The 21,163-nt window shown below is 56.9% G+C and carries 19 protein-coding genes and 1 tRNA gene; 13 read left to right on the forward strand and 7 right to left on the reverse strand.

Going from position 1 to position 21,163, the window contains the following annotated elements; all coding sequences use genetic code 11:
- Window positions 1-72: 72 nt before the first annotated feature.
- From AC5S16_RS19910 to AC5S16_RS19930, 5 genes are all read right to left on the reverse strand, one after another.
- The gene (locus AC5S16_RS19910; protein ID WP_493931864.1) at window positions 73-2,805 is read right to left on the reverse strand and encodes an ABC transporter permease; all 2,733 of its coding nucleotides are present in this window, start codon (window positions 2,803-2,805) and stop codon (window positions 73-75) included.
- A 4-nt stretch (window positions 2,806-2,809) separates the two neighbouring features.
- On the reverse strand, window positions 2,810-5,455 hold the full coding sequence (locus AC5S16_RS19915) for an ABC transporter permease (protein ID WP_493931865.1): 2,646 nt from the start codon (window positions 5,453-5,455) through the stop codon (window positions 2,810-2,812).
- Between the two features lie 8 nt (window positions 5,456-5,463).
- Window positions 5,464-5,790 carry a PadR family transcriptional regulator gene (locus AC5S16_RS19920; protein ID WP_493931866.1) on the reverse strand — a complete coding sequence of 109 codons (327 nt, stop codon included), beginning with the start codon at window positions 5,788-5,790 and terminating at the stop codon, window positions 5,464-5,466.
- A gap of 597 nt (window positions 5,791-6,387) precedes the next feature.
- The gene (gene glgC / locus AC5S16_RS19925; protein ID WP_493931867.1) at window positions 6,388-7,641 is read right to left on the reverse strand and encodes a glucose-1-phosphate adenylyltransferase; all 1,254 of its coding nucleotides are present in this window, start codon (window positions 7,639-7,641) and stop codon (window positions 6,388-6,390) included.
- 115 nt (window positions 7,642-7,756) lie between these two features.
- Window positions 7,757-8,056 carry a hypothetical protein gene (locus AC5S16_RS19930; protein WP_493931868.1) on the reverse strand — a complete coding sequence of 100 codons (300 nt, stop codon included), beginning with the start codon at window positions 8,054-8,056 and terminating at the stop codon, window positions 7,757-7,759.
- Between the two features lie 124 nt (window positions 8,057-8,180).
- On the opposite strand from AC5S16_RS19930, the gene AC5S16_RS19935 reads away from it, so the two are divergent.
- The 5 genes from AC5S16_RS19935 (at window position 8,181) to AC5S16_RS19955 (ending at window position 12,057) form a co-directional block, all read left to right on the forward strand.
- Window positions 8,181-8,627 carry a hypothetical protein gene (locus AC5S16_RS19935; RefSeq protein WP_493931869.1) on the forward strand — a complete coding sequence of 149 codons (447 nt, stop codon included), beginning with the start codon at window positions 8,181-8,183 and terminating at the stop codon, window positions 8,625-8,627.
- A 113-nt stretch (window positions 8,628-8,740) separates the two neighbouring features.
- Window positions 8,741-10,300, forward strand: a complete 1,560-nt coding sequence (locus AC5S16_RS19940; protein WP_493931870.1) for an acyl-CoA mutase large subunit family protein — start codon at window positions 8,741-8,743, stop codon at window positions 10,298-10,300.
- A gap of 75 nt (window positions 10,301-10,375) precedes the next feature.
- Window positions 10,376-10,642 (forward strand): type II toxin-antitoxin system VapB family antitoxin, encoded by a 267-nt coding sequence (locus AC5S16_RS19945; RefSeq protein ID WP_493931871.1) that lies wholly within the window; start codon window positions 10,376-10,378, stop codon window positions 10,640-10,642.
- Window positions 10,642-11,031, forward strand: coding sequence for a type II toxin-antitoxin system VapC family toxin (locus AC5S16_RS19950; RefSeq protein ID WP_493931872.1), 390 nt, complete (start codon window positions 10,642-10,644; stop codon window positions 11,029-11,031). The genes AC5S16_RS19945 and AC5S16_RS19950 overlap by 1 nt, the downstream gene beginning before the upstream one ends.
- 225 nt (window positions 11,032-11,256) lie before the next feature.
- Entirely contained in the window at window positions 11,257-12,057 is an 801-nt protein-coding gene (locus tag AC5S16_RS19955) for an NIPSNAP family protein (RefSeq protein WP_493931873.1), read from the forward strand.
- Window positions 12,058-12,207: 150 nt separating this feature from the next.
- On the opposite strand, the gene AC5S16_RS19960 is transcribed toward AC5S16_RS19955, so the two are convergent.
- A complete protein-coding gene (locus tag AC5S16_RS19960) occupies window positions 12,208-13,161 on the reverse strand; it encodes an aldo/keto reductase (protein ID WP_493931874.1) in 954 nt (317 codons plus the stop codon).
- Window positions 13,162-13,351: 190 nt separating this feature from the next.
- Here AC5S16_RS19960 and AC5S16_RS19965 point away from each other — a divergent pair, with 190 nt between their 5' ends.
- The 7 genes from AC5S16_RS19965 to AC5S16_RS19995 all read left to right on the forward strand — a co-directional run bounded on the left by AC5S16_RS19965 (window position 13,352) and on the right by AC5S16_RS19995 (window position 20,125).
- Entirely contained in the window at window positions 13,352-14,467 is a 1,116-nt protein-coding gene (locus AC5S16_RS19965; RefSeq protein ID WP_493931875.1) for a VWA domain-containing protein, read from the forward strand.
- 236 nt (window positions 14,468-14,703) lie between these two features.
- Complete coding sequence (gene gcvT, locus AC5S16_RS19970; protein WP_493931876.1) at window positions 14,704-15,843, forward strand: glycine cleavage system aminomethyltransferase GcvT; 1,140 nt, start codon at window positions 14,704-14,706, stop codon at window positions 15,841-15,843.
- 31 nt (window positions 15,844-15,874) lie between these two features.
- Window positions 15,875-16,264 (forward strand): glycine cleavage system protein GcvH, encoded by a 390-nt coding sequence (gene gcvH / locus AC5S16_RS19975; RefSeq protein ID WP_493931877.1) that lies wholly within the window; start codon window positions 15,875-15,877, stop codon window positions 16,262-16,264.
- Window positions 16,265-16,381: 117 nt separating this feature from the next.
- Window positions 16,382-17,728 carry an aminomethyl-transferring glycine dehydrogenase subunit GcvPA gene (gene gcvPA / locus AC5S16_RS19980; protein ID WP_493931878.1) on the forward strand — a complete coding sequence of 449 codons (1,347 nt, stop codon included), beginning with the start codon at window positions 16,382-16,384 and terminating at the stop codon, window positions 17,726-17,728.
- A gap of 100 nt (window positions 17,729-17,828) precedes the next feature.
- Window positions 17,829-19,343: an aminomethyl-transferring glycine dehydrogenase subunit GcvPB gene (gene gcvPB, locus AC5S16_RS19985; RefSeq protein WP_493931879.1), complete on the forward strand. Its 1,515-nt coding sequence runs from the start codon at window positions 17,829-17,831 to the stop codon at window positions 19,341-19,343.
- Between the two features lie 5 nt (window positions 19,344-19,348).
- Complete coding sequence (locus AC5S16_RS19990; protein WP_493931880.1) at window positions 19,349-19,735, forward strand: GxxExxY protein; 387 nt, start codon at window positions 19,349-19,351, stop codon at window positions 19,733-19,735.
- Window positions 19,736-19,858: 123 nt separating this feature from the next.
- On the forward strand, window positions 19,859-20,125 hold the full coding sequence (locus AC5S16_RS19995) for a hypothetical protein (RefSeq protein ID WP_493931881.1): 267 nt from the start codon (window positions 19,859-19,861) through the stop codon (window positions 20,123-20,125).
- On the opposite strand, the gene AC5S16_RS20000 is transcribed toward AC5S16_RS19995, so the two are convergent.
- Complete coding sequence (locus AC5S16_RS20000) at window positions 20,122-20,670, reverse strand: DUF2911 domain-containing protein (protein ID WP_493931882.1); 549 nt, start codon at window positions 20,668-20,670, stop codon at window positions 20,122-20,124. The genes AC5S16_RS19995 and AC5S16_RS20000 overlap by 4 nt on opposite strands.
- Before the next feature lie 113 nt (window positions 20,671-20,783).
- Here AC5S16_RS20000 and AC5S16_RS20005 point away from each other — a divergent pair.
- Window positions 20,784-20,860, forward strand: a tRNA-Arg gene (locus AC5S16_RS20005).
- Window positions 20,861-21,163 lie beyond the last annotated feature (303 nt).

A 21,163-nucleotide genomic window follows, 5' to 3' on the forward strand; every position in this document is an offset into this window, starting at 1 on the left:
GCTTTTTACCACAGAGAGCGCAGAGGACACAGAGAACTCGCAGAGAGGTCTGTGCTCTTGTGGTGAAAGTTTTTATTCGGCGCGCAACGCCTCTACCGGATTGACAGAGGCTGCGCGGCGCGCGGGCAGGGCTGCGGCCAGGATCAGCATCACTGCAGTGAGCGCGAGTGCTGCTGCCAGGGTGATCGGGTCGGAGGCGGTTACTCCGTAAAGCTGGCTGCTGAAGAGCCGGGCCAGAGCGATGGTTGAAGGCACGGCGATGAGGATGGCTATGGCGGTGATCCATGCCATCTCGCGCAGGACAAGCAGGATGACTGAGTATTGCCGCGCTCCGAGGGCCAGGCGCACGCCAATTTCGCGGGTGCGGCCCTGGGTGGAGTAGGCGAGCACTCCGTAAAGGCCGATCGCGGCCAGCAGCGCGGCCAGAGCGGCAAAGCTCATGGCCAGAATGGCCAGAGCGCGCTCGTTGGCGGCGCTGATGTCGACCTGGGTTTCCATAGTGCGCAGGTCATCGACTATGAGTTTGGGATCAAGGTCGTGTATCGCGCGCCGGATGGCGGATTCGATGGTTTCCGGTTGCTGCCTGGCGCGGACGTAAATCTGTACGCCGGAGGGATGGTCCCGCTGCAGATAGGGATGATAGACAGCCGGGCCGATATCGGTGCGGAGGTCTTCGTGCTTGATATTGCCCACGATGCCGACGATAGTGGTGTCGAACTGTGGAGGATCGCCGCCGAAGCCCAAGAGATGGCCCAAGGCTTTTTGCGCCGATCCGTAAAAGCGATCCGCGAATGCTTGATTGACGATGGCTATCTTAGGCGCGCCCTTTGCGTCCGCCACGGTGAAATCCCTGCCAGCCAGAAGAGGCTGATGCAAGGTTGTGAAATAACCAGGCGTGACATCGGGGGATTCGAAACTCATGCGCTCGTCTTCGGCAGGCTTGTAGCCCTGCACGGCGTATCCATTGAATTCCTCATTTCCTGAAAGCTCGGCATCGGTAGTACCTGCTGCTGTTTCCACTCCGGGAATACGGTGAAGGGCGTCGAGGGCGTTGGTGATGATGGAAGAGGTGCTGACTCCGTTATAGCCCGACTCGGTTGGATCGAGGCCGAAGGTTACCAGATGGTTTGTGTCGAAGCCGAGGTGCTGCTGGCGAAGATTGTCGAGGGTGCGGACGAAGAGACCTGCTCCGCCAAGAAGCAGCACGCTGAGCGCGATTTGTACACCGACGGCGATTTTGCGGAAGAGATGCGAGCCTTTCGAGGTGGTGCCTGTGTTCTGGCGCAATGCATTGGCGAGATCAGGGCGCAGGAAATGCAGCACGGGCGCGATGCTGAAGAGCAATCCTATGGCGATAGACAGCGCCAGGGTGAACAGCAGCACGCGCGTATCGACTGAAGAAGAATAGGGTTCATTGCCTGGGTTGGCATGGGTCATCAAGCGGACCAGGATTCGAGCGATGAGGGGAGACAGCACGAGGCCCAGGGCTGCGCCTGCGATACTGAGCAGTCCTCCTTCGATAAGTAATTGTGAAGCAATGCGCCCGAACCTTGCGCCCAGCGCGTAACGCATGGACATTTCCCGTGCTCGCGCCGACGCGCGCAGCAGGAGAAGAGTGGCCACATTGAGAGTACACATGGCTGTCAGCAGTCCGGCCATGCTCAGCAGGATGATGAGAGGCGTTTTCAGTTCCATGCGCCCGGGAGAGAAGCCCATGGAATCGTCCTTGACCTGAAGATGTGACTTATCGACAAAGCCTTCGCGGAAGTGCGGCGAGACGCTTTTGTAGAGCGTCAGCTCCTGGGCGCGTAACCCGTGCCAGAGCGGTCCGAGACTGGCTTCAGCCTGGGCAGCGGTAACCCCGGGCTTGAGACGCGCGACCAGAGTCAGCCAGAGCGATTGGTGGTTGTCGAGGTTGTGACTGGGCGCCACCCAGGGTATGGCGATGTCGACCATAGTGAGAGGGACAAAAACGGCGGGACGGTAGCCGCCGATGGCGGTGTAAAAATTCTCCGGCGCGACGCCAATGATGGTGAAGGGATGGCTGTTGATGAGCAGGTTCTGGCCGATGACATCGTGCGATGCGGTAAAGCGCGTTCTCCAGTAGTCGTAGCTCAGAACAACGACGGCGTTGGCATCCTTTTGTGTTTCGTCAGCTGCGGTGAAGAGCCTTCCTGCTGCGGGCTTCAATCCCAGAAGCTCGAAATAATTGCCGCTCACCATCTCAGCCGAATCATTTTCTGCCTGATCATGCCAGGAGATGCCAAAGCCGGTGCGCAAGGTGGCAAGTACGCCACTGAAGACCTGGTTACGGTCGCGCAGGTCTTTGTACATGGGATACGAAAAATAATTGCGCGTGCCGCCGCCGAAGCCGCTGCTGGAGCCGGAGAACGATCCGGTCCATTCGAAGCGCACCAGTTCTTTCGGGCGCTCGACAGGGAGCATGCGCAGCAGCACCTGGTCAAAAAGCGTGAAGATGGCCGAGGTGGCTCCGATGCCGAAGGCCAGCGTGAGGACTACGGTCACCGTGAAGCCGGGCATTTTGAGGAGCTGACGGAGTCCATACCGCAGATCGCGCCAGATGCTGTCGATTGTGAGTGAGAGATCCATGGCGGCAACACGCTCCTTTGCGACGGTTGGATTTCCGAAATGAAGCAGGGCATCGCGGCGTGCGGCTTCCGGGGACATGCCTGCGGCGATGCTGTCTTCGATCCGCATTTCGATGTGCGAACGAAGCTCGGCTTCGGTTTCCTGGTCGATCCGGGACCGATGGAAGAGGTTGGCGATGCGGCGAAAGATCGACATTGGTTCACTCTTCTCTAAGTAATCGCGCGGGATCGATTGCCAGAGCGCGCCGGGCTGGAATCCAGGCTGCCAGAAGGCCTAGCAAAGCCATGGTTAGAACCACGCCGCCGAGCACCAGCGGGTCGCGCGGTGTCGCTTCATAGACAATCTGCGCCAGGAGGCGGCTGGCCAGAATGCCTGACATCAGTCCTGCCGCTGAACCGAAGAGCAGCAAGACTAAAGGTCTGCCGAGCGCGGCGCGTATGAGTTGTACGCGTGCCGCTCCTAATGCTACGCGGATACCTAGCTCCTTCATGCGCCTTGAAACGCTGTACGCTGCCATGCCGAAAATGCCGGTGATGGCCAGCATGGCTGCCAGTAATCCCATGATGCCGAGCGCGGCGGTTGCGGCTCGCGCCGGGAAGAGGGTGAGCTCGAGCGAGTCCGGCCAGCTGCGCACAATGAAAGGAAGGTTGGGATCGATGCTCGTAAGCATGCGATCGAGCGCAGTTGTCATTTCTGTTGGAGACAATGCTGATCGGACAACGAGCACGGTGTCAAAGTTGCCCTGTTCCTGCGTCAGAGGAAAGAACATGGCCGGCTGAGGGGCTTCGGTCAGGGACATGTATTTCCCGTCTTCGACGACGCCAACGATTTCCTTCGGGCGAGTGTGTCCCCATAATAGAAAATGTTGGCCTACTACCTGAGTGGTTCCGAATATCATGTGCGCAAATGTCACGTTTACCAGCGCAACTTCAGGGGAACTGGCATCATCATGCCAGGTAAAATCGCGGCCTGAAAGCAATCGCGTGCCGGCGGTTTTCAGATATCCCGGAGAGATCGCAAAGTTGTGAGCGTCGAGGACTTCCTTCCGGAAATCGGTTGTGCCGATCCGGAAGACACCTTCGCTTCCGCAGCAGCCGTTGCCAAGCAGGATACGATCAATCACCCCTACAGAAGATACGCCGGGGAGGCGCGCCGCCTCATCGAGCATGCGCTTTTGTGTTGGGAGCCTCTGGCCATCTTTGTATCCGGCCATATTGAATTGGGTTGCTGCAAGCATCACATCTTCTGGTTGAAAGCCAAGAGGCGCGTGCAGAGAGCGTTGCATTCCGCGAAGAGCTACGAGTGAAGCTGTCACCAGGAGAGTGCAGAGGGCAATCTGCACGCATAGCAGGACATCGCGCAAGGCGAAGCGCCGGAAGGTTGTTGTTGTGCCTGCTCCGCTCTTGATGACTTGCGCCGCATCTGATCTCTGGACCTGCCGCACAGGCAGCAAGCCAAACAAGATGCCGCTGCATAGAGACAGGACGAATGCAAGTGCATAGACCTTTACATCAGGAAGGACAATTGCGTGGATGGGGAAATCAGCGAAAGGCTGCCAGTGACTCATCGCCTGCAGCAATGCTGAGGCAAAGAATGTTCCGACTGCTCCGCCAGCCAGAGAGATGAGGACCGCCTCCGTCAGCAGGCCACGGATGATGGTCCATCGGCTGGAGCCAATCGCTAAGCGAAGGGCCAGTTCGCGGCTTCTATCCGCGGCGCGCGCGGCGAAGATACTGCCTAAATTAGCGCATGCTGCAAGCAGAACCAGCGCAGCCATCGCCATGATTCCAGTCATAAAGCCGCGGATGGAATCGCCCCACATATCTCCCATCAATCCGGGCTTAATAAGGCGAGCATCAAGGCCGAAGTCCTCAGCCGGGTACTGCCGGGCTAATTGATTTGCGATGGCGTTCAGATTGTCTGTAGCCTGCTGAGGGGTCACCCCAGGTTTCAAACGCCCTAATATCCAGGGATTGTGCATCGCTCGATAGGTGAGATAGTTCGGGCTGTATCCAATTAACGGCGCGTCGATGATCGGAATCCAGAAGTCGGGCCACCAAAAGATTTCTGTTCCATGAAACTGCCGGGGAGCAACTCCGATCACGGTAAATGGGTGGCTATTCAGATCAACAGTTGTGCCGATGACATTCGGATTGCTGTTCAAGCGTCCATGCCAGAAGTCATAACTGAGGACAACATACGGGGCGGAGTTCATCCCATGCTCATCGTTTGCATGAAAAAAGCGGCCTATCGCAGGTTGAATGCTCAGCACATCGAAGTAATTGGAAGAAACCAGATAGCCGGAGCTTCTGATTGTGGTTTTGCCAGTGGTGATCGCTATTCTGGCCGTATCGTAGGTCAGCATTCCGCTGAAGGTGTTGTTGCGGTTGCGATAGTCGAGATAGTCCGGGTAGGACTGGAAGAGGCTATCGCGCGCTTTCATTCCTACGTTATAGAGATTTTGCGGCTGAGGGACGTTCATGGGACGCAGGATCAGCGCATTCAGCACGCTGAAGACAACAACGTTGGCTCCGATACCTAGCGCGAGAGTCGCTATTGCGGTAAGCGAGAAGCCTGGATGCTTGATCAATTGCCGCAAGGCATAGTGCAGGTCGCGCCAGATGCCGTCCAGTGTGAGTGAGATATCCATGGCGGCAACGCGCTCCTTCGTAACAGTGGGATTGCCGAAATGCAGGAGGGCATCGCGGCGTGCGGCTTCCGGGGACATGCCTGCGGCGATGTTGTCTTCGATCCGCATTTCGATGTGCGAACGAAGCTCGGCTTCGGTTTCCTGGTCGATTCGGGACCGGCGGAAGAGGTTGGCGATGCGGCGTGGCAGCGACATGGATCACCTCATGCGTAGCGGAGGATGGCGCGGATGCCTTTGACGAGCTGCTCGAAGCTCTTTTCCGCTTCTTCGAGTTGCTTTCGGCCGGCAGGCGTCAGCCTGTAGTACTTGGCTTTGCGGCCGGTCTCGGTGAGCGACCACTCGGAGCGGAGCCAGTTGCTCTGTTCCATGCGGTGCAGGGCGGGGTAGAGCGAGCCTTCTTCCACATTTAATAGGGCGTCGGAGGCTTTCTGGATGTGCAGCACGATTCCGTAGCCGTGCAGCGGGCCTACCTGTGACAGAGTTTTGAGGACGAGGAGGTCGAGGCTTCCCTGGAGGTCGTTTTTTGCCATCTGCTATACCTATATGTCTTGGTATTGGAGGGTAGACCTAGATGTATGGGTATGTCAATTTGCTTTTTAAAAAAGCTACTGCCAATCACCCCATCACACGAAAATCGCGCGTGATGGGGACCCCGATAGACGCAAAGGGCGCCAAGAAAACCCGCTATGGTTTCTGCATAAGTTCAGGCATATATGATCTTGCCAAGTCGAAGAAAAGCAGATCCTTCGCTTCGCTCAGAATGACGGTTGGTGCTGCTTGCGGGGAAAAGACCCAGGTTAGCTACGCTGCGCTCCGCGAACCTGGGGCACCCGTGTTGTGGCTATCGACGCGAAAAGCAGATCCTTCCCCTTCGCTGCGTTCAGGGTCAGGATGACAGCGTAAGGGAAAGAAATTGCCTGTCCCTTCGGCTTCGCTCAGGGACAGGCTCCTCCGCTGAATGAACGCAGAGGATTCATCGCAGAGCCTTCTGCCGTGCATTCAGAAAACTGCAGGTCCCTCTGCTACGTTCTCTCCGGTCACTTCGGTCGGGATGACAACTCTATATAGCTATCAAATCAAATCCAGCCATCAGGCCAACTATAGCTATCAGACCAGCTCATATCCTCTTAAATGGGCTGGAGGAAGTCTGTCGTTACGGGGTTCTCATAGAGGGAGTAATCGCGTGTGACGACTGTCAGTCCTGACGGTGTGACGAAGTAGTTGCGACGGTCTTCGTTCTGGTCGTAGCCGATGACTGTGCCTTCGGGCAGGTGTACATCGCGGTCGATGATGGCGCGGCGGATGCGGCAGTGGCGTCCGATGTTGACGTGCGAGAAGACGATGCTCGAATCGACTTCAGAGTAGGAGTTCACGCGTACGTCCTGCGAGAGGACGCTGTTGCGCACGAGCGCGCCGGAGATGATGCATCCGGCGGAGACGATGGAGTTGATAGCCATGCCGGTGCGTCCCGGCTCGCCGAAGACGAACTTTGCCGGCGCATACTGGCGGACGCGCGTGCGCATGGGCCAGTTGTTGTCATACAGGTTGAAGATGGGCGAGACGGAGGCCACGTCCATATTGGCTTCGTAGTAGGCGTCGAGGGTGCCGACATCGCGCCAGTAAAGCGCGTCCTGCTGGTTTTCGTCGACGAAGTTGTAGGCGTACATCTTGTACTTGCCCAGCAGGCTGGGAAGGATGTTGTGACCAAAGTCGTGCTTGGAGGTGGGGTCTTCGGCGTCTTTGATGAGCGCGGGCAGGAGCACATCGGTATTGAAGATGTAGATGCCCATCGAGGCGTCCACCATGGCGGGATTGAAGGGCGAGCGCAGATTGGTGGTTTTCGGTTTTTCCTGGAAGCCGATGACCTCGCCGGAACGCGCGACTTCGACCACGCCGAAGCGCGATACTTCTGCCGGATTGATGGGCAGAGTGGCCAGGGTCACATCGGCTGCGGCGTGTATGTGCTGCTCGAGCATCTTGCCGTAGTCCATTTTGTAGATGTGGTCGCCGGAAAGGATGATTACGTACTTGGCCTGTTCTGCGCCGATGGAGTAGATGTTCTGGTAGACGGCGTCTGCTGTGCCCATGTACCAGTTGGCGCTGACGCGCTGCATGGGCGACAGTATCTCAATGAATTCGCCCAGCTCGTGCGCGACGACGCTGGTCCAGCCTTCACGGATATGGCGGTTCAGCGAGAGCGCCTTGTACTGCGTGAGAATGTAGACGCGGCGCAGCTCAGAATTGATGCAGTTGGACAGCGTGATGTCGATGATGCGATAGTGGCCGCCGAAGGGGACTGCGGGCTTTGCGCGATCGCGAGTGAGGGGAAAAAGGCGCTCGCCTGCGCCGCCTGCTAAAAGTACGCCAAGAGTGTCCTTCATGGGTTACGACGCCCTCTTTGCTTTTATTTGCTTCGTTCGCAACGTTCACGGCGGAATATCGTACGCCGGGAATGGCGATACTAGCATATAGAACAGCAACAAGGAGTCAAAACCGCTATTCTTCTTTTCCGTCCTCGTGAATGGCGATGCGGAGTGAACGCAAAAAGTGAACGTCCTGCGATGAAAACGTCCCGCTACTCTCTTCCTGCTGGTCCCCTGCGTTCGATGGTCCGAGGGCGGCCTCAGGTTGCTGTTCGAGCTCGTTCAGGCCGATGGTCGCCTCGAGCATGAGCAGCACATCGAACCCCTGCTTGCGAATGTCCTGGACGACTCCGGCGATGTGCTCCGATTCAGAGACGGTCTCGTGGATGGCTTCTCCCAGTTGTTGAACGAGTTTTCGCAGCTTGGCGTTCAAGATGGATGTTCTCCGTTTCTCCCTCACCCGGGGGCGGCGGCGAGGAGCGGGGGAATAGTCCTTACATTACTTCTGATGACGGAGGAGGGCAACTCGAATCTCCCCGGCTGGTAAACTTTTTTCTATGGAGCCGAATACGCTCGGCCGCAAATTCGGAGTTGGTTTTCGCGTCGCATCCAGGATGCTCAAGGACCGCGCCACGCAAGGAAACCCTCCGCATGTTCAAACTGCGCCTGCAAAACCGCTAAAGCCAGTGTACGCCGCAAAAGGCAAGGCTGTCGCGCAAGGCGCGCGCAAATTCGGGGAGTCCATGTGGAAGCCCTTTGCGCATGCCAGCGGCGTGCTGTGGCTTGAGATTACAGGACTGTTTTTTACGCTGTTCACTATTGTTTTTGCTTCAAATACTTACAAGCTGCGGCAGTACTGGTCGGCGGGAGTTGGGCACTCGCGGTTTTTGACCTATGCCGTGGTTACTCTGGTGTTTGCCTATTTCTCGATCAGCGCGTTTTACCGGGCGGGACGGAAGCAGCGTACAGGGCGCAGGGCACAAGGCGCAGGGCGCAGTTCTTAGTTGCTGGCTGTTAGCCCCCGGTTTAGCAACTCCTCGCTGTTTTGACCAAGCACTGATGACTTACAACTGACAACTGTACCCTGAGCGCTGCGCGCTGTACCCTGTTCCCTGTAATGCCTAAGCCTGTCTATACGCGCGAAGATCTCCAGGCTATTGGCTTTGATCCGCTGAAAGACCTGGGTTTTCCCGGAGAGTTTCCCTATACGCGCGGCATTCAGCCCACCATGTACCGCGGGCGGCTCTGGACGATGCGCCAGTATGCGGGGATGGGCGATGCTGAGGAGAGCAATCGCCGCTACAAGTTTCTGCTGGAGCATGGGACGGCCGGGTTGTCGGTCGCGTTTGATCTGCCCACGCAGATTGGATATGACTCCGATGACCCGATGTCTCTGGGCGAGGTCGGCAAGGTGGGCGTCGCCATTGATTCGATCGAAGACATGGAGCGGCTGTTTGATGGAATTCCGCTCGACAGGATTTCGACTTCGATGACGATCAATGCGACGGCGAGTATTCTGCTGGCGCTCTACGTCGCCGTGGCCCACCGGACGGGGGCTGATGTCAGGAAGCTTTCCGGTACGGTGCAGAACGACATTCTGAAGGAGTACATTGCGCGCGGGACCTATATCTATCCCATTCGACATGCCATGCGAATTATTACCGATATGTTCGCGTGGGCGAATGAAGAGGTTCCGGAGTGGAATACGATTTCTATCTCCGGCTACCACATGCGCGAGGCGGGATCGACTGCTGCGCAGGAGGTGGCCTTCACGCTGGCCAACGGCATGACTTATGTGCAGGCGGCGATCGATGCCGGGCTCGATGTGGACAGGTTTGCGCCGCGGCTCTCATTTTTCTTCAATGCACACAATAATTTTTTAGAAGAGGTGGCGAAGTTTCGGTGTGCGCGCCGCGTGTGGGCGCACCTGATGCGCGATCATTTTGGCGCTAAGAATCCGCGGTCCTGGATGCTGCGCTTTCATACGCAGACGGCGGGCTCGACGCTGACGGCGCAGCAGCCGGAGAACAACATTGTCCGCACGGCGATTCAGGCGCTGTCGGCGGTGCTGGGCGGCACGCAGTCACTCCATACCAATGGATATGACGAGGCCCTGGCTCTGCCGACGGAAGAGGCTGCGCGGATCGCTCTGCGCACGCAGCAGATTATTGGGATGGAGTCGGGTGTGGCGCAGACGATCGATCCGTTTGCCGGGTCGTACTACATTGAGTCGCTGACGCACGATCTTGAGGAGCAGGTGAAGGCGTATCTCGGCCGTATCGATGCGCTGGGCGGAATGATGCGCGCCATTGAGCAGGGGTGGGTGCAGCAGGAGATCCAGAACGCAGCTTATGAGTATCAGCGGGCTGTCGATTTGGGCGAGGCTACGGTGGTTGGCGTGAACCGCTTCACGCGTGAGGAAGAGCCGCCTATCCCTATCCAGCGCATTGATGAGGAATTGGAGCGCAGGCAGGTGGAGCGCGTCCGCGCTTTGCGTGAGCGCCGGGATAAGGCCCGCTGGCAGGCGGCTCTGGATCGAGTGAAGGAGCATGCGCGGTCGGGGGAGAATCTTATGCCTGCGATTCTTCAGGCCGTTGAGAGCTATGCGACGGTGGGGGAGATTGCTGCGGCTTTGCGCGAGGTATTTGGGGAGTATCGGGAGAGTGTGGTGGTGTAGGCATTAAGACAGCAATATGCCTATCTAATTCGCCGATTTGAAGATGGGATATACTTAAATACATAGGATATCCCTATGGCACTCTACATTAAAAATCCGAATGTAGAAAAATCTGCGCGTAGGCTTGCCCGTCTTACTGGTGAAACTCTGACCGAGGCAACAGAGCGAGCCATTGAGGAGAGGCTGGCACGCGTTCGTCCGGCACATCATGCAGGCTGTGGTGCAACGCAGCTTGAAAAAGATCTGCTGCGTATTGCCCGCCAGTGTGCGGCACTCCCTGATCTCGATACGCGCCCCGCGGATGAAATTCTTGGATATGATGCAGAAGGACTTTTTGGCTGATGGTCCTCGACACCTCGGCAATTCTGGCTATTCTCCTGGAAGAACCGGAAGCTGAGCAGTACATTCACCTCATTGGTGAAGATCATGTACGGTTTTGTTCCGCTGTCAGCTTCGTTGAGGCATCAGTTGTTCTACGCAACCGCAAAGGAGAGCGCGGCGGGCAGAAGCTGGACCAGTTTTTACGGCGTGCAAAGGTGCAAATTGTTTCTGTAGATATTGAACAGGCGGAAGAGGCTCGCGATGCGTATCAGAAATTCGGGAAAGGTAGACACCCGGCGGGGCTGAATCTGGGAGATTGTTTTTCCTATGCGCTGGCAACGGTAAAGAACGAGCCCTTGCTTTTTAAGGGGAATGATTTTTCTCAAACAGACGTGGCCTCTGTTATTTGAAGTTTAAAGCTCGCGAGTTTAGCGAGGGCCTGCTTTTTCTTGGTGCTACGTTAGTCTGCAGAAAAGCAGGTCCTTCGACTGCGTGCTTCGGCACTCCGCTCAGGATGACAACTTATTTGTATCGCTCAGGTGTGCTCGCTAGGATGACAGCTTATTTTTTGGGGCTTTCGGGTAATTCCTTTTTTGCAATTCCTTTATAGTCGTAGTGAATCAGGAGGAGGCTCTTTGGAAAGACGCCGGTTTCTTACTTCATCTCTGGCTGCATCGGCGGTTGCGCTTGCAGGTAAATCTCAATCTGAAGCGCAGGCATCTGCGGGGAAGGCGCGCGAGTATTACGAGCTGCGCAAGTACTATATGCAGTCCGGGCCGCAGACGAAGCTTACGGATAGCTATGTGTCGGGTGCGCTGATTCCGGCGCTTAATCGGCTGGGCATCACTCCTGTAGGGGCGTTCAACCTTACTTTCGGGTCGGAGACGCCGGTGCTTTACGTGCTGATTCCCAGCACTTCATTGGAAACGCTGGTGACCACCGATCTGCGGCTGGCGCAGGACAAGGAGTTCATGCAGGCGGCTGAGCCTTTCTGGAATGTGTCGGCGAAGGAACCTGCTTATGTTCGCATCGAAAGCTCGCTGCTGATTGCTTTTGAAGGATGGCCGAAGCTGACGCCTCCACCGGCACCTGCACAGAAGACAGAGCGTATTTTCCAGCTGCGTACCTATGAAAGTCCCACAAACCAGGACCATGTGCGCAAAGTGGAGATGTTCCACAGTGGTGAGTTCGGGATATTTGCCCGGGCTGGCTTCCATCAGGTTTTTTATGGAGACACGCTGATTGGCCCGCGCCTGCCCAACCTGACCTACATGCTGGCTTTTAACGACATGACAGAGCTGAACGCGAAGTGGAATGTCTTCAGCAATGATCCTGAATGGAAGAAGCTGTCCGCGTCGCCGAAGTTTGCATTTGAGCAGATTGTGAGCAATATTTCGAATCTGGTTCTAAAGCCGACGGCGTATTCGCAGATTTAGCGTTGATCTAAATGTTCTAATCCCGGGTACCCCATTCAAGCCAAACTCAGACTTGAATGGTACCCGGCCGGGGCTAAAGCCCCTGTGTTTTCGGTTCTCATTCACCGGCCTAAAGGCCGGTGCTTCTACCATCCAAACCGAAAATTCTGCTTACACATCGTTTCCTAAGTGGAAGATAGGTTCTACGCCGGTGGCTCGCGCGATGAGAGCTTTTTCTTCGTGCGGCTCGAGCGGTTTGTAGTTCTGCGCTACGTCCATGGCCAGGCGGAAGTATTTTTCATCGCCCGGCGGCAGAGCGGCGGCGATGGGGTGCCCTAAGGTCCAGCGCAGGCCGAGTGTGGCTTCGTCGGGGAAGCCGGCGGGCTGGTACCAGCATTTCGGTTCAGGGTGGTTCTGCTTCTGGTCGGCTGACCATACGGTCTTCGCCATTGCCTTGAGCGCGAGAATGCCCATGCCTTTTTCCTGCGCGCGATTCAGAATCTGCGGGCCGAAGTTTGCCTGCGAGAAGAGCACGAAGTTCACAGGGAAGAGCACAGTATCGAAGTGGTAGCGGTCCATGGCAGCGAGCGCCGTCTCGGCTGAGTGCACGGAAAAGCCGATGTAGCGGATCTTGCCTTCTTTCTTCGCGGCTTCCATGGTTTCCATGGCGCCGCCGGGGCCGAGCACCTTGTCGAGGTCGGTCATCTTGGTCAAAGCGTGGAACTGGTAGAGGTCGACGTGGTCGGTCTTGAGCAGGCGCAGCGACTCTTCGAGCTGCTTGCGCGAATCGTCTTTCATGCGGCCTTCGGTCTTGCAGGCGAGGAAGCAGTTCTTGCGGTAGGGAGCGAGCGCGGGGCCGAGCCGCTCCTGCGCATTGCCATAGCTGGGGGCTACGTCAAAGTAGTTGATGCCGCGATCGACGGCTTCGGCGACGATGTTGCCGGCGGCTCCGGTCTCTTCGTTCATCACAACGATTCCGCCAAAGCCGATCATGGAAAGGTGCTCGCCGGTCTTGCCCAGAGGGCGGCGCGCGATGGGATTTGTGGGAGTCGCGGCAGAAAGTCTGGTCGTGGCGGCGGCAGCGGCGGCAAATGCGCTCTGCTTGAGGAAGTCGCGGCGTTCCATAAGTGGACCTCGGGTTGGAGTTTTCAGGGTCTAGCCGGGCTTGCTGCAAACATTTTCTCAGAATCCCGGCGATACCGGGTTGCGCTCAGTTAGAAATTCCGTGAACGTACATTTTCAGTCCGTAAAATGCATTGCCGGGCTCTTCAACCGGAATGCCGGTTTTTCCGTCTAACAGGCAACGATACCTGTTATGTTTCCCGCGAAGCCTATTCGTTGCTGTTCCGCCCTCGTCCTTGGACTGCTCTCGACTGCTGTTGCTGCGTACTGTCAAAGCTCGACGCCTTCTGCCGCGCCTGCTGCCCCGGCTCCAGCCACTTCGACCACGACGCTTTCGGTCAATGTGAAGGTGGTGACGCTTCCGGTCACGGTCCGCGACAAGAAGGGGCAGATCGTCACCAATCTGACCAAAGACGATTTCACCCTAACGGAAGACACTCGTCCGCAGACCATCAAGTATTTCAACCTGGACACGAACCTGCCGCTTACGCTTGGCCTGCTTACGGATACCAGCATGAGCATGCGCAATGCTCTTGACCAGGAGAAGGCTTCGAGCAAGAGCTTTCTGAACCAGATGCTGGTGAAGCAGGAAGACAAGGCTTTCCTCATCCACTTTGACCGCGAGGTAGAGCTGCTGGAAGACCTGACGAACTCGAAGGACAAGCTGGCTTCGGCGCTGGAGGGGCTTGGGCCGACGCAGCAGTCTTCTTCGGATGATTCCTCCCGCATGCATCGCGGTGGAGGCACGCAGCTTTATGACGCCATCTTTCTTGCATCGGATGAGCTGATGAAAAAGCAGCAGGGGCGCAAGGCGCTGGTGGTGTTGAGCGACGGGCAGGACCGCGGCAGCAAGGAGACGCTGAACTCGGCGATTGAAGCGGCACAGCGCTCGAATACCGTGGTCTACACCATTTATTTTCAGGGCGAGCAGCAGCACGACTACGACAATCGCGGCGGAGGCTATGGGCGGCCGCGCATCGGCATGGGCGGGGGTGGCTGGCCCGGCGGTGGCGGCGGATATCCGGGGGGTCGCGGCGGGCAGCGTCCGTCGTCAGAGCCGCATGTGGATGGGAAGAAGATCATGATCCAGATCGCGCAGGAGACGGGCGGGCGGATGTTTGAGGCCAAGAAGAAGGAAAACTTCGACCAGATTTATTCGAGCATTGCCGAAGAGCTGCGTTCGCAGTACATGCTTGGCTACACGCCGGATAAGTCGAGTACAGATGAGAGCTATCACAAGATCGCTCTGACGGCGAAGAAGAAAGACCTCTTTGTGCAGACGCGGGATGGGTATTACGCGGAGAAGTGAAGAAACTACCCAGGTTAGCTGCGCGAACCCGGGGCACCCTTGTCGTGGCAACCGAAGCGCAACTGCAGGTCCTTCGACTGCGCTCCCTCTGGTCGCTTCGCTCAGGATGACAATTCGTTTTGTTTCGTAGATAGTTTGCATGGCAGTCGACTGCTCCTGGCGCCTCTGGTTTACACCTGCCTGCGAAATGCTTTAGCGTAAAAAGTTCCGCACTTTTTGCCTGAAGGATTTCTCCCGTGTCTACATCAGCTACTGCACCTGTGCTTCGCAAGACCCCGCTTAATGCTGTTCACCGCCAGATGGGTGCCAAGATGGTCGATTTTGGCGGGTGGGACATGCCTGTCGAATACTCAGGGCTGATCGCCGAGCATATGGCGGTACGTACCGGCGTGGGGCTCTTCGATGTGAGCCATATGGGCGACATCCAGCTGCGCGGGCCGGAGACGCTCGATGCCATCCAGCACATCTGCATGAACGATGCCTCGAAACTGCAGGTGGGGCAGGCGCAGTATTCGGCGATGCTCTATCCGCAAGGCACGTTTGTGGATGATGTGATCGTCCACAAGTTTTCTGATAATGACTACCTGATCGTCATCAACGCAGGCACGCGCGAGAAGGACTACAACTGGGTCAGGACGAATGCGCAGAAATTCCACTGCCACGTGAACGATTACAGCGACTACTACACGCAGCTCGCGATTCAGGGGCCGAAGGCGGCGGAGACGCTGCAGAAGCTGACCAGCGTGGATCTTTCGACGATCAAGCCCTACTGGTTCAAGTGGGGGACGGTCTGCGGATTGCACAATACGCTCGTCGCGCGCACCGGGTATACGGGTGAGGACGGTTTTGAGATTTATGTGCCGTCGGATGAGGCGACGAGCAAGCGCGTGTGGGAGGAAGTGCTCGATGCGGGCAAGGAGTTCGGGATTATTCCCTGCGGGCTGGGCGCCCGCAATACACTGCGTCTCGAATCGGCGATGTCGCTTTACGGGCATGAGATTTCTGAGACGATCAATGTTTTTGAGGCGGGGCTTGACCGCTTCTGCAAGCTCGATAAGGGACCGTTCATCGGGTCGGATGCTTTGAAGCAGGTGCAGGCTTCGGGCGGCCCGGAGCGCAAGCTTGTTGGACTTGAAGTGATCGAGCGCGGCATCGCACGCGATGGCTACGGCATCTTTAATGAAGCCGGCACGCAGATTGGCGCGGTCGCCAGCGGCTCGCCTGCGCCATTCCTGAAGAAGAATATTGCGCTGGGCTTTGTTCCGCTCGAATACGCGGCTCTCGACAAGGAAGTCTTTGTGCAGGTGCGCAACACCATGGTCCGGGCAAAGGTCGTGCCCACGCCGTTCTACCGTCGACCCAAAAAGCAGCAGTAGCAACAGACCGTACAATAGGAAGAGAAATTACATGGCATATCCTGCGAAGTACCGCTATACCCGCGAACACGAGTGGATTGAGGTTGACGGCAAAACCGGCAAGGTCGGCATTACGGACTACGCCCAGAACTCGCTTGGCGATATTGTTTTTGTCGAGTCGCCCAGCGTGGGCACAGCCGTGAAGAAGGGCGAAGTCTTCGGCAGCGTCGAGTCGGTGAAGGCTGTTTCTGACCTGTATTCGCCGGTTACAGGCACTGTGACCGAGGTGAATGAAGAGCTGGCTTCTGCTCCGGAAAAGATCAACACCGATGCGCACGGCGCATGGATCATGAAGGTTGAGCTGAGCGATCCGGCGGAAGCGGAGATGCTTTTGAGCGCCGAAGATTACGAGAAGTTCATCGCGGAAGAAACGGGGCACTAGAACTTCGCAAGTTTTTAGTTATCAGTTGTTAGTTCTTAGTACCAAGAACTGGAGACTAACAACGCGCAGCTGGCCGCCTTAGCACCTTCGCGGTTGATTTTTCAGCAAGGACCGAACATGCGCTATCTACCTAAATCACCTGCCGAGCGTGCTGAGATGCTGCGCGAAATCGGCGCCTCTTCGATTGAGGATCTCTTCAGTCACATTCCGGAGGAGTACCGCCTCACGCACGACCTGAACATTCCGCGGCAGATGGGCGAGTCGGAGATTGTCGACCACTTCAAGGCTGCGGCGGCGCACAATGCTGCCGGTTATGCCAGCTTTCTGGGCGCGGGCGTCTATCGGCACTACCGGCCGGTCATTATTGATTCGCTGGTGCAGCGTGGCGAGTTTCTGACCTCGTATACACCGTATCAGGCGGAGATTACGCAGGGCACGCTGCAGGCGATCTTTGAGTTCCAGACCATGATCTGCGAGCTTACCGGCATGGACCTTGCCAACGCTTCGATGTATGACGGATCGACGGGCGCAGCAGAGGCGGTGATGATGGCGGTCCGCATTACCGGGCGCGATGGCGTGGTGGTCGCGCGCACGGTGCATCCGGAATACCGCGAGGTGATGGAGACCTACTCGCAGCACCAGGCGCATTCGGCCAAGGAAATTGGATATGGCGCGGATGGCCGCATCGATCTTGCTGCGCTTGACCAGGCGGTGAGCGACCAGACTGCGTGCGTGCTGGTGCAGTCGCCGAACTTCTTCGGAGTGGTCGAAGATATTCCTGCGATTGCCGAGATTGCGCATAAGAAAGGCGCGCTGCTGATTGTCTCGATTGCCGAAGCTGTTTCTCTGGGCATCGTGAAGCCTCCTGCCGAAGCCGATATCGTTTCGCTGGAAGCGCAGTCGTTCGGTGTGGCTTCGAGCTATGGCGGTCCGTTCTGCGGCGTGCTGGCGGCGAAGGAAAAGTATGTGCGCCAGATGCCTGGGCGGCTGGTGGGAGAGACCAAGGACAGGGATGGGCGCCGCGGTTTTGTGCTGACGCTCTCGACGCGCGAGCAGCATATCCGGCGTGAGAAGGCTACTTCGAATATCTGCACCAACCAGGCGCTGGTGGCGTTGATGGCGACGATCTTCATGACTGTCTATGGCAAAGAGGGAATTAAAGAGCTGGCGGTGCAGAACCTGGCGAAGGCGCAGTATGCGGCGAAGAAGCTTGGTGAAAGCGGGAAGCTGCTCTTTGCTGGAACTCCGCGCTTCAATGAGTTTGTGATCGAGACGAATGAGGCTCCGGAGCAGCTGAATGCTCGGCTGCTGGAAAGCAAGATCATCGGCGGAGTGCCGCTGAGGAAGTGGTATCCGGAGCTGGGCAATGCCACGCTTTGGTGTGCTACTGAGCTGACAACCAGAGAGCAGATCGATCAGGCTGCCGGCGTGCTGGCTGAAGCTCCTGTGGCTACGACTGCATAAAAAGATGAACCGCAGAGGACGCAGAGTCAGCGCAGAGGCGCGAAGTATTAACTTCCTAATGCGATAGAGATATGGGCATCGTCCCTGAGGAAAGATTGCAATGGCAACAGCAGAACAACCCTTTGTAGGAACGCCGCGCAAGGTTACTGCGCATCTGACGCAGAATGAGAAGTTATCTTTTGAGATTTCTGCGCCGGGTAAGAAGGCTTATAGGCTGCCTCCGCTGGATGTGCCGGAAGTGGATCCGGCGCAGCTTCTTGGCGATGCCGCGCGCGAAAGCACCGGCACGCTGCCTGAGCTGAGCGAGATCGAGATCATCCGCCACTTCACGCGCCTTTCTACGTGGAACTATGCCATCGATCTCGGAATGTATCCGCTGGGCAGCTGCACCATGAAGTACAACCCGCGCGTGAACGAGTTTGTTTCGCGGCTTGAGGGGATCGCCGAGGCGCATCCGTATCAGCCGGAGGCCTTGTCGCAGGGCTCGCTCGAGATCATCAAGCTACTGCAGGATTGCCTGATTGAAATCACCGGCATGGATGCGATTACGCTGCAGCCTGCTGCGGGAGCGCATGGCGAGTTTACGGGCATCCTGCTGGTGCGGGCTTATCACAAGTCGAAGGGGAATCCGCGCAAGACGATTCTCATTCCCGATTCGGCGCACGGGACCAATCCGGCGACGGCTGCGGTCTGCGGCTATCAGGTGGTGAACATCAAGTCGAATGCTCAGGGCGGCATCGATGTTGCCGCGCTGGAGCAGATCGTCAACGAAGACACGGCTGCGCTGATGCTTACCAATCCGTCAACTATCGGTGTTTTTGAAGAGCAGATTCACAAGATTGCGGACATTCTTCATGCCAAGGGCGCGCTCCTTTATATGGATGGCGCGAACATGAATGCTCTCTGCGGTAAGACGCGGCCGGGCGATTTTGGCGTGGATGTGATGCACCTGAATCTGCACAAGACTTTTTCTACTCCGCACGGGGGCGGCGGGCCGGGGTCGGGTCCGGTGGCGTGCAAGAAGATTCTTGAGCCGTTCCTGCCGGTTCCGGTGGTGGAAGAGGGAAGCGATGGGAAGCTGCACTGGAACTATGATCGTCCTGAGTCGGTGGGGCGCGTGCGCGCTTTCTACGGCAACTTCGGGATGTTTGTGCGCGCGCTGGCGTACACGCTGGCGAATGGGCCTGACGGTCTGAGGCAGACGACGGAAGATGCGGTGCTGAATGCGAACTATATCCGCAGGAAGCTCGAAGATGTCTATGATCTGCCGTACAACACTCCGTCGATGCATGAAGTTGTCTTCAGCGACCGTCGGCAGGTGAAGAACGGGATCAAGACCGGGGACATTGCGAAGCGGCTTATCGATTACGGATTTCATCCGTATACGGTGTCTTTTCCGTTGATTGTGCCGGGGGCGCTGATGATCGAGCCTACGGAGAGCGAGTCGCGGGAAGAGCTGGATCTGTTTGTGGATGCGATGCGGCAGATTGCGCGCGAGGCGGAGGAGAATCCGCAGGTGATTCTGAATGCTCCACATTCGACGCGTGTTTCGCGGCTGGATGAGACGACGGCGGCCCGTAAGCCGATTCTTCGCTGGAAGCCACAGGCTGAGTAGCTTCTGTGAGACCAGCAGAACTGAATGCATTGTCAGGCCAGATTATCGATGCTGCTATGGCTGTGCATTCGGCTCTGGGACCGGGACTTCTTGAAAGCACGTATGAAGCTTGTCTCTCCTTTGAGTTGCAGAACAGAGGAATTGCAATTCGAAGTCAAGTTCCGTTGCCCATTGTTTATCAGGGACGTCGCTTAGAGATCGGCTACAGAATCGATCTGTTGGTAGCAGAGCAAATCGTCGTAGAGGTAAAAGCAGTGGAGGCAATTGCGCCAGTTCATAAAGCGCAATTGCTCTCCTATCTCAAACTCAGTGAAAGACGGTTGGGTTTGTTGCTGAACTTCAATGTGGCTCACATGCGGGAGGGAATTACCCGCATGGTCAATAAATTTTGAAAAGCTAAACCGCAGAGGGCGCTAAGGAGTCGCAGGGGTTCGCAGAGAAAACACCAATCCGCGTGCCTTTGCGTCACCTCCGCGTTCTCTGCGGTAAAGTTTTTGCTTTTAACGGAGCAAGGAATGTCCATCTTTCATGACCGGCGGGATGAGCTGGAGAAATATGAATTCATGCTGGGGACGGCGCGCGGGCGGCTGGCAGTGACGCTGGATACGCTGACCGATGCGCTCATCCTCATCGGCCAACATGGGGTGTATTGTGTTTCGAACCGCAATCCTTCGAAGCCTGCGCTTGATCTGGAGACGGTGATGAACGAGATCAACGGGGCCAAGGAGCTGATCCAGTCCGTCATGCAGGAGCTGGAGCGGGCGAAGCAGGCTGCGGGTTAGGGAACTGCGGTCAGGGTGACGAAGACGTTGGTCGTTTCCCACTCGAGATGCAGGTCGCTTGAGTTGCCGTGGGTGTTCTCAAACTTGATCTGGAAGGTCTCGGCCGGTTTGCTGGGCATCACGCCTTCGGACATTTCCACGCGGCCCAGGTCCTGGTCCTGGTTATAGACGGTTCCCCACTGGCCGGTCTGCTTGTTGATGATCAATGTCCATCCATGCTGCTTTGGGATGGTGTAGAGCGTGTAGGTTCCGGCAGGTACGCCCAGGTCGCCAATGCGAAGATTCACGTCGGTCCTGAGCGTAGTTGCTTCGTTCGCGCCGGTGCGCCACCACTGGCCATAGGGCACGAGGCCGCCGAAGATTTTGCGCCCGCGCATGGAGGGTGCGCCGTAGTCGATGGTGATGGGATGGCCGGACAGGACGAGGCTGGCCTTTGCTGGCGGGCTGGGCCGGGAATTTTTATCCTGTTGCGCAAAGGCTGAGGTGACGAGCGAGGTTGCGAGCAGGGCGCAACAAAGCGCCTTCCAGAATTTCGTACACTGCATTGCGGGGGAACTCTCCTTTAACTGACTGCCGGAAACCGGCCTCTCCATCAAAGCGTGAAGAGGCGCTTCTGTCAAAGCAAAAGGAGAAAGCGGTTATAGTATCCTAGAAACATGCGCCCGTAGCTCAGCTGGATAGAGCGAATGCCTCCGGAGCATTAGGTCGGGAGTTCGAATCTCTCCGGGCGCACCATGAATCCCATATATTCCTCAATCACTTGCTCCGATTTCCCTAATTTATTCCAATGCTTCTTTCTTCACTGAGCCCCAGAATTGTGCCCATCCAAGTGCGAAATGGCGTTCAGCACTGCGCCTTCAGACGGCTGAATGTAGCGGATGAGATTACGACAGAACTGTGTCCAGCTACTGGTTCAGATCTTGTGTTGTATTATGAGTTAGCCTTGGGAAAACAATCCTTTCCTGCGGAAAATCATCTAGAGCTGAGGATGCCGATAAACAAATAAAGCTCCATATTCGACTAGCGTTTCAAGCAAGA

It is taken from the genome of Acidobacterium sp. FHG110202_01, assembly GCF_059115305.1.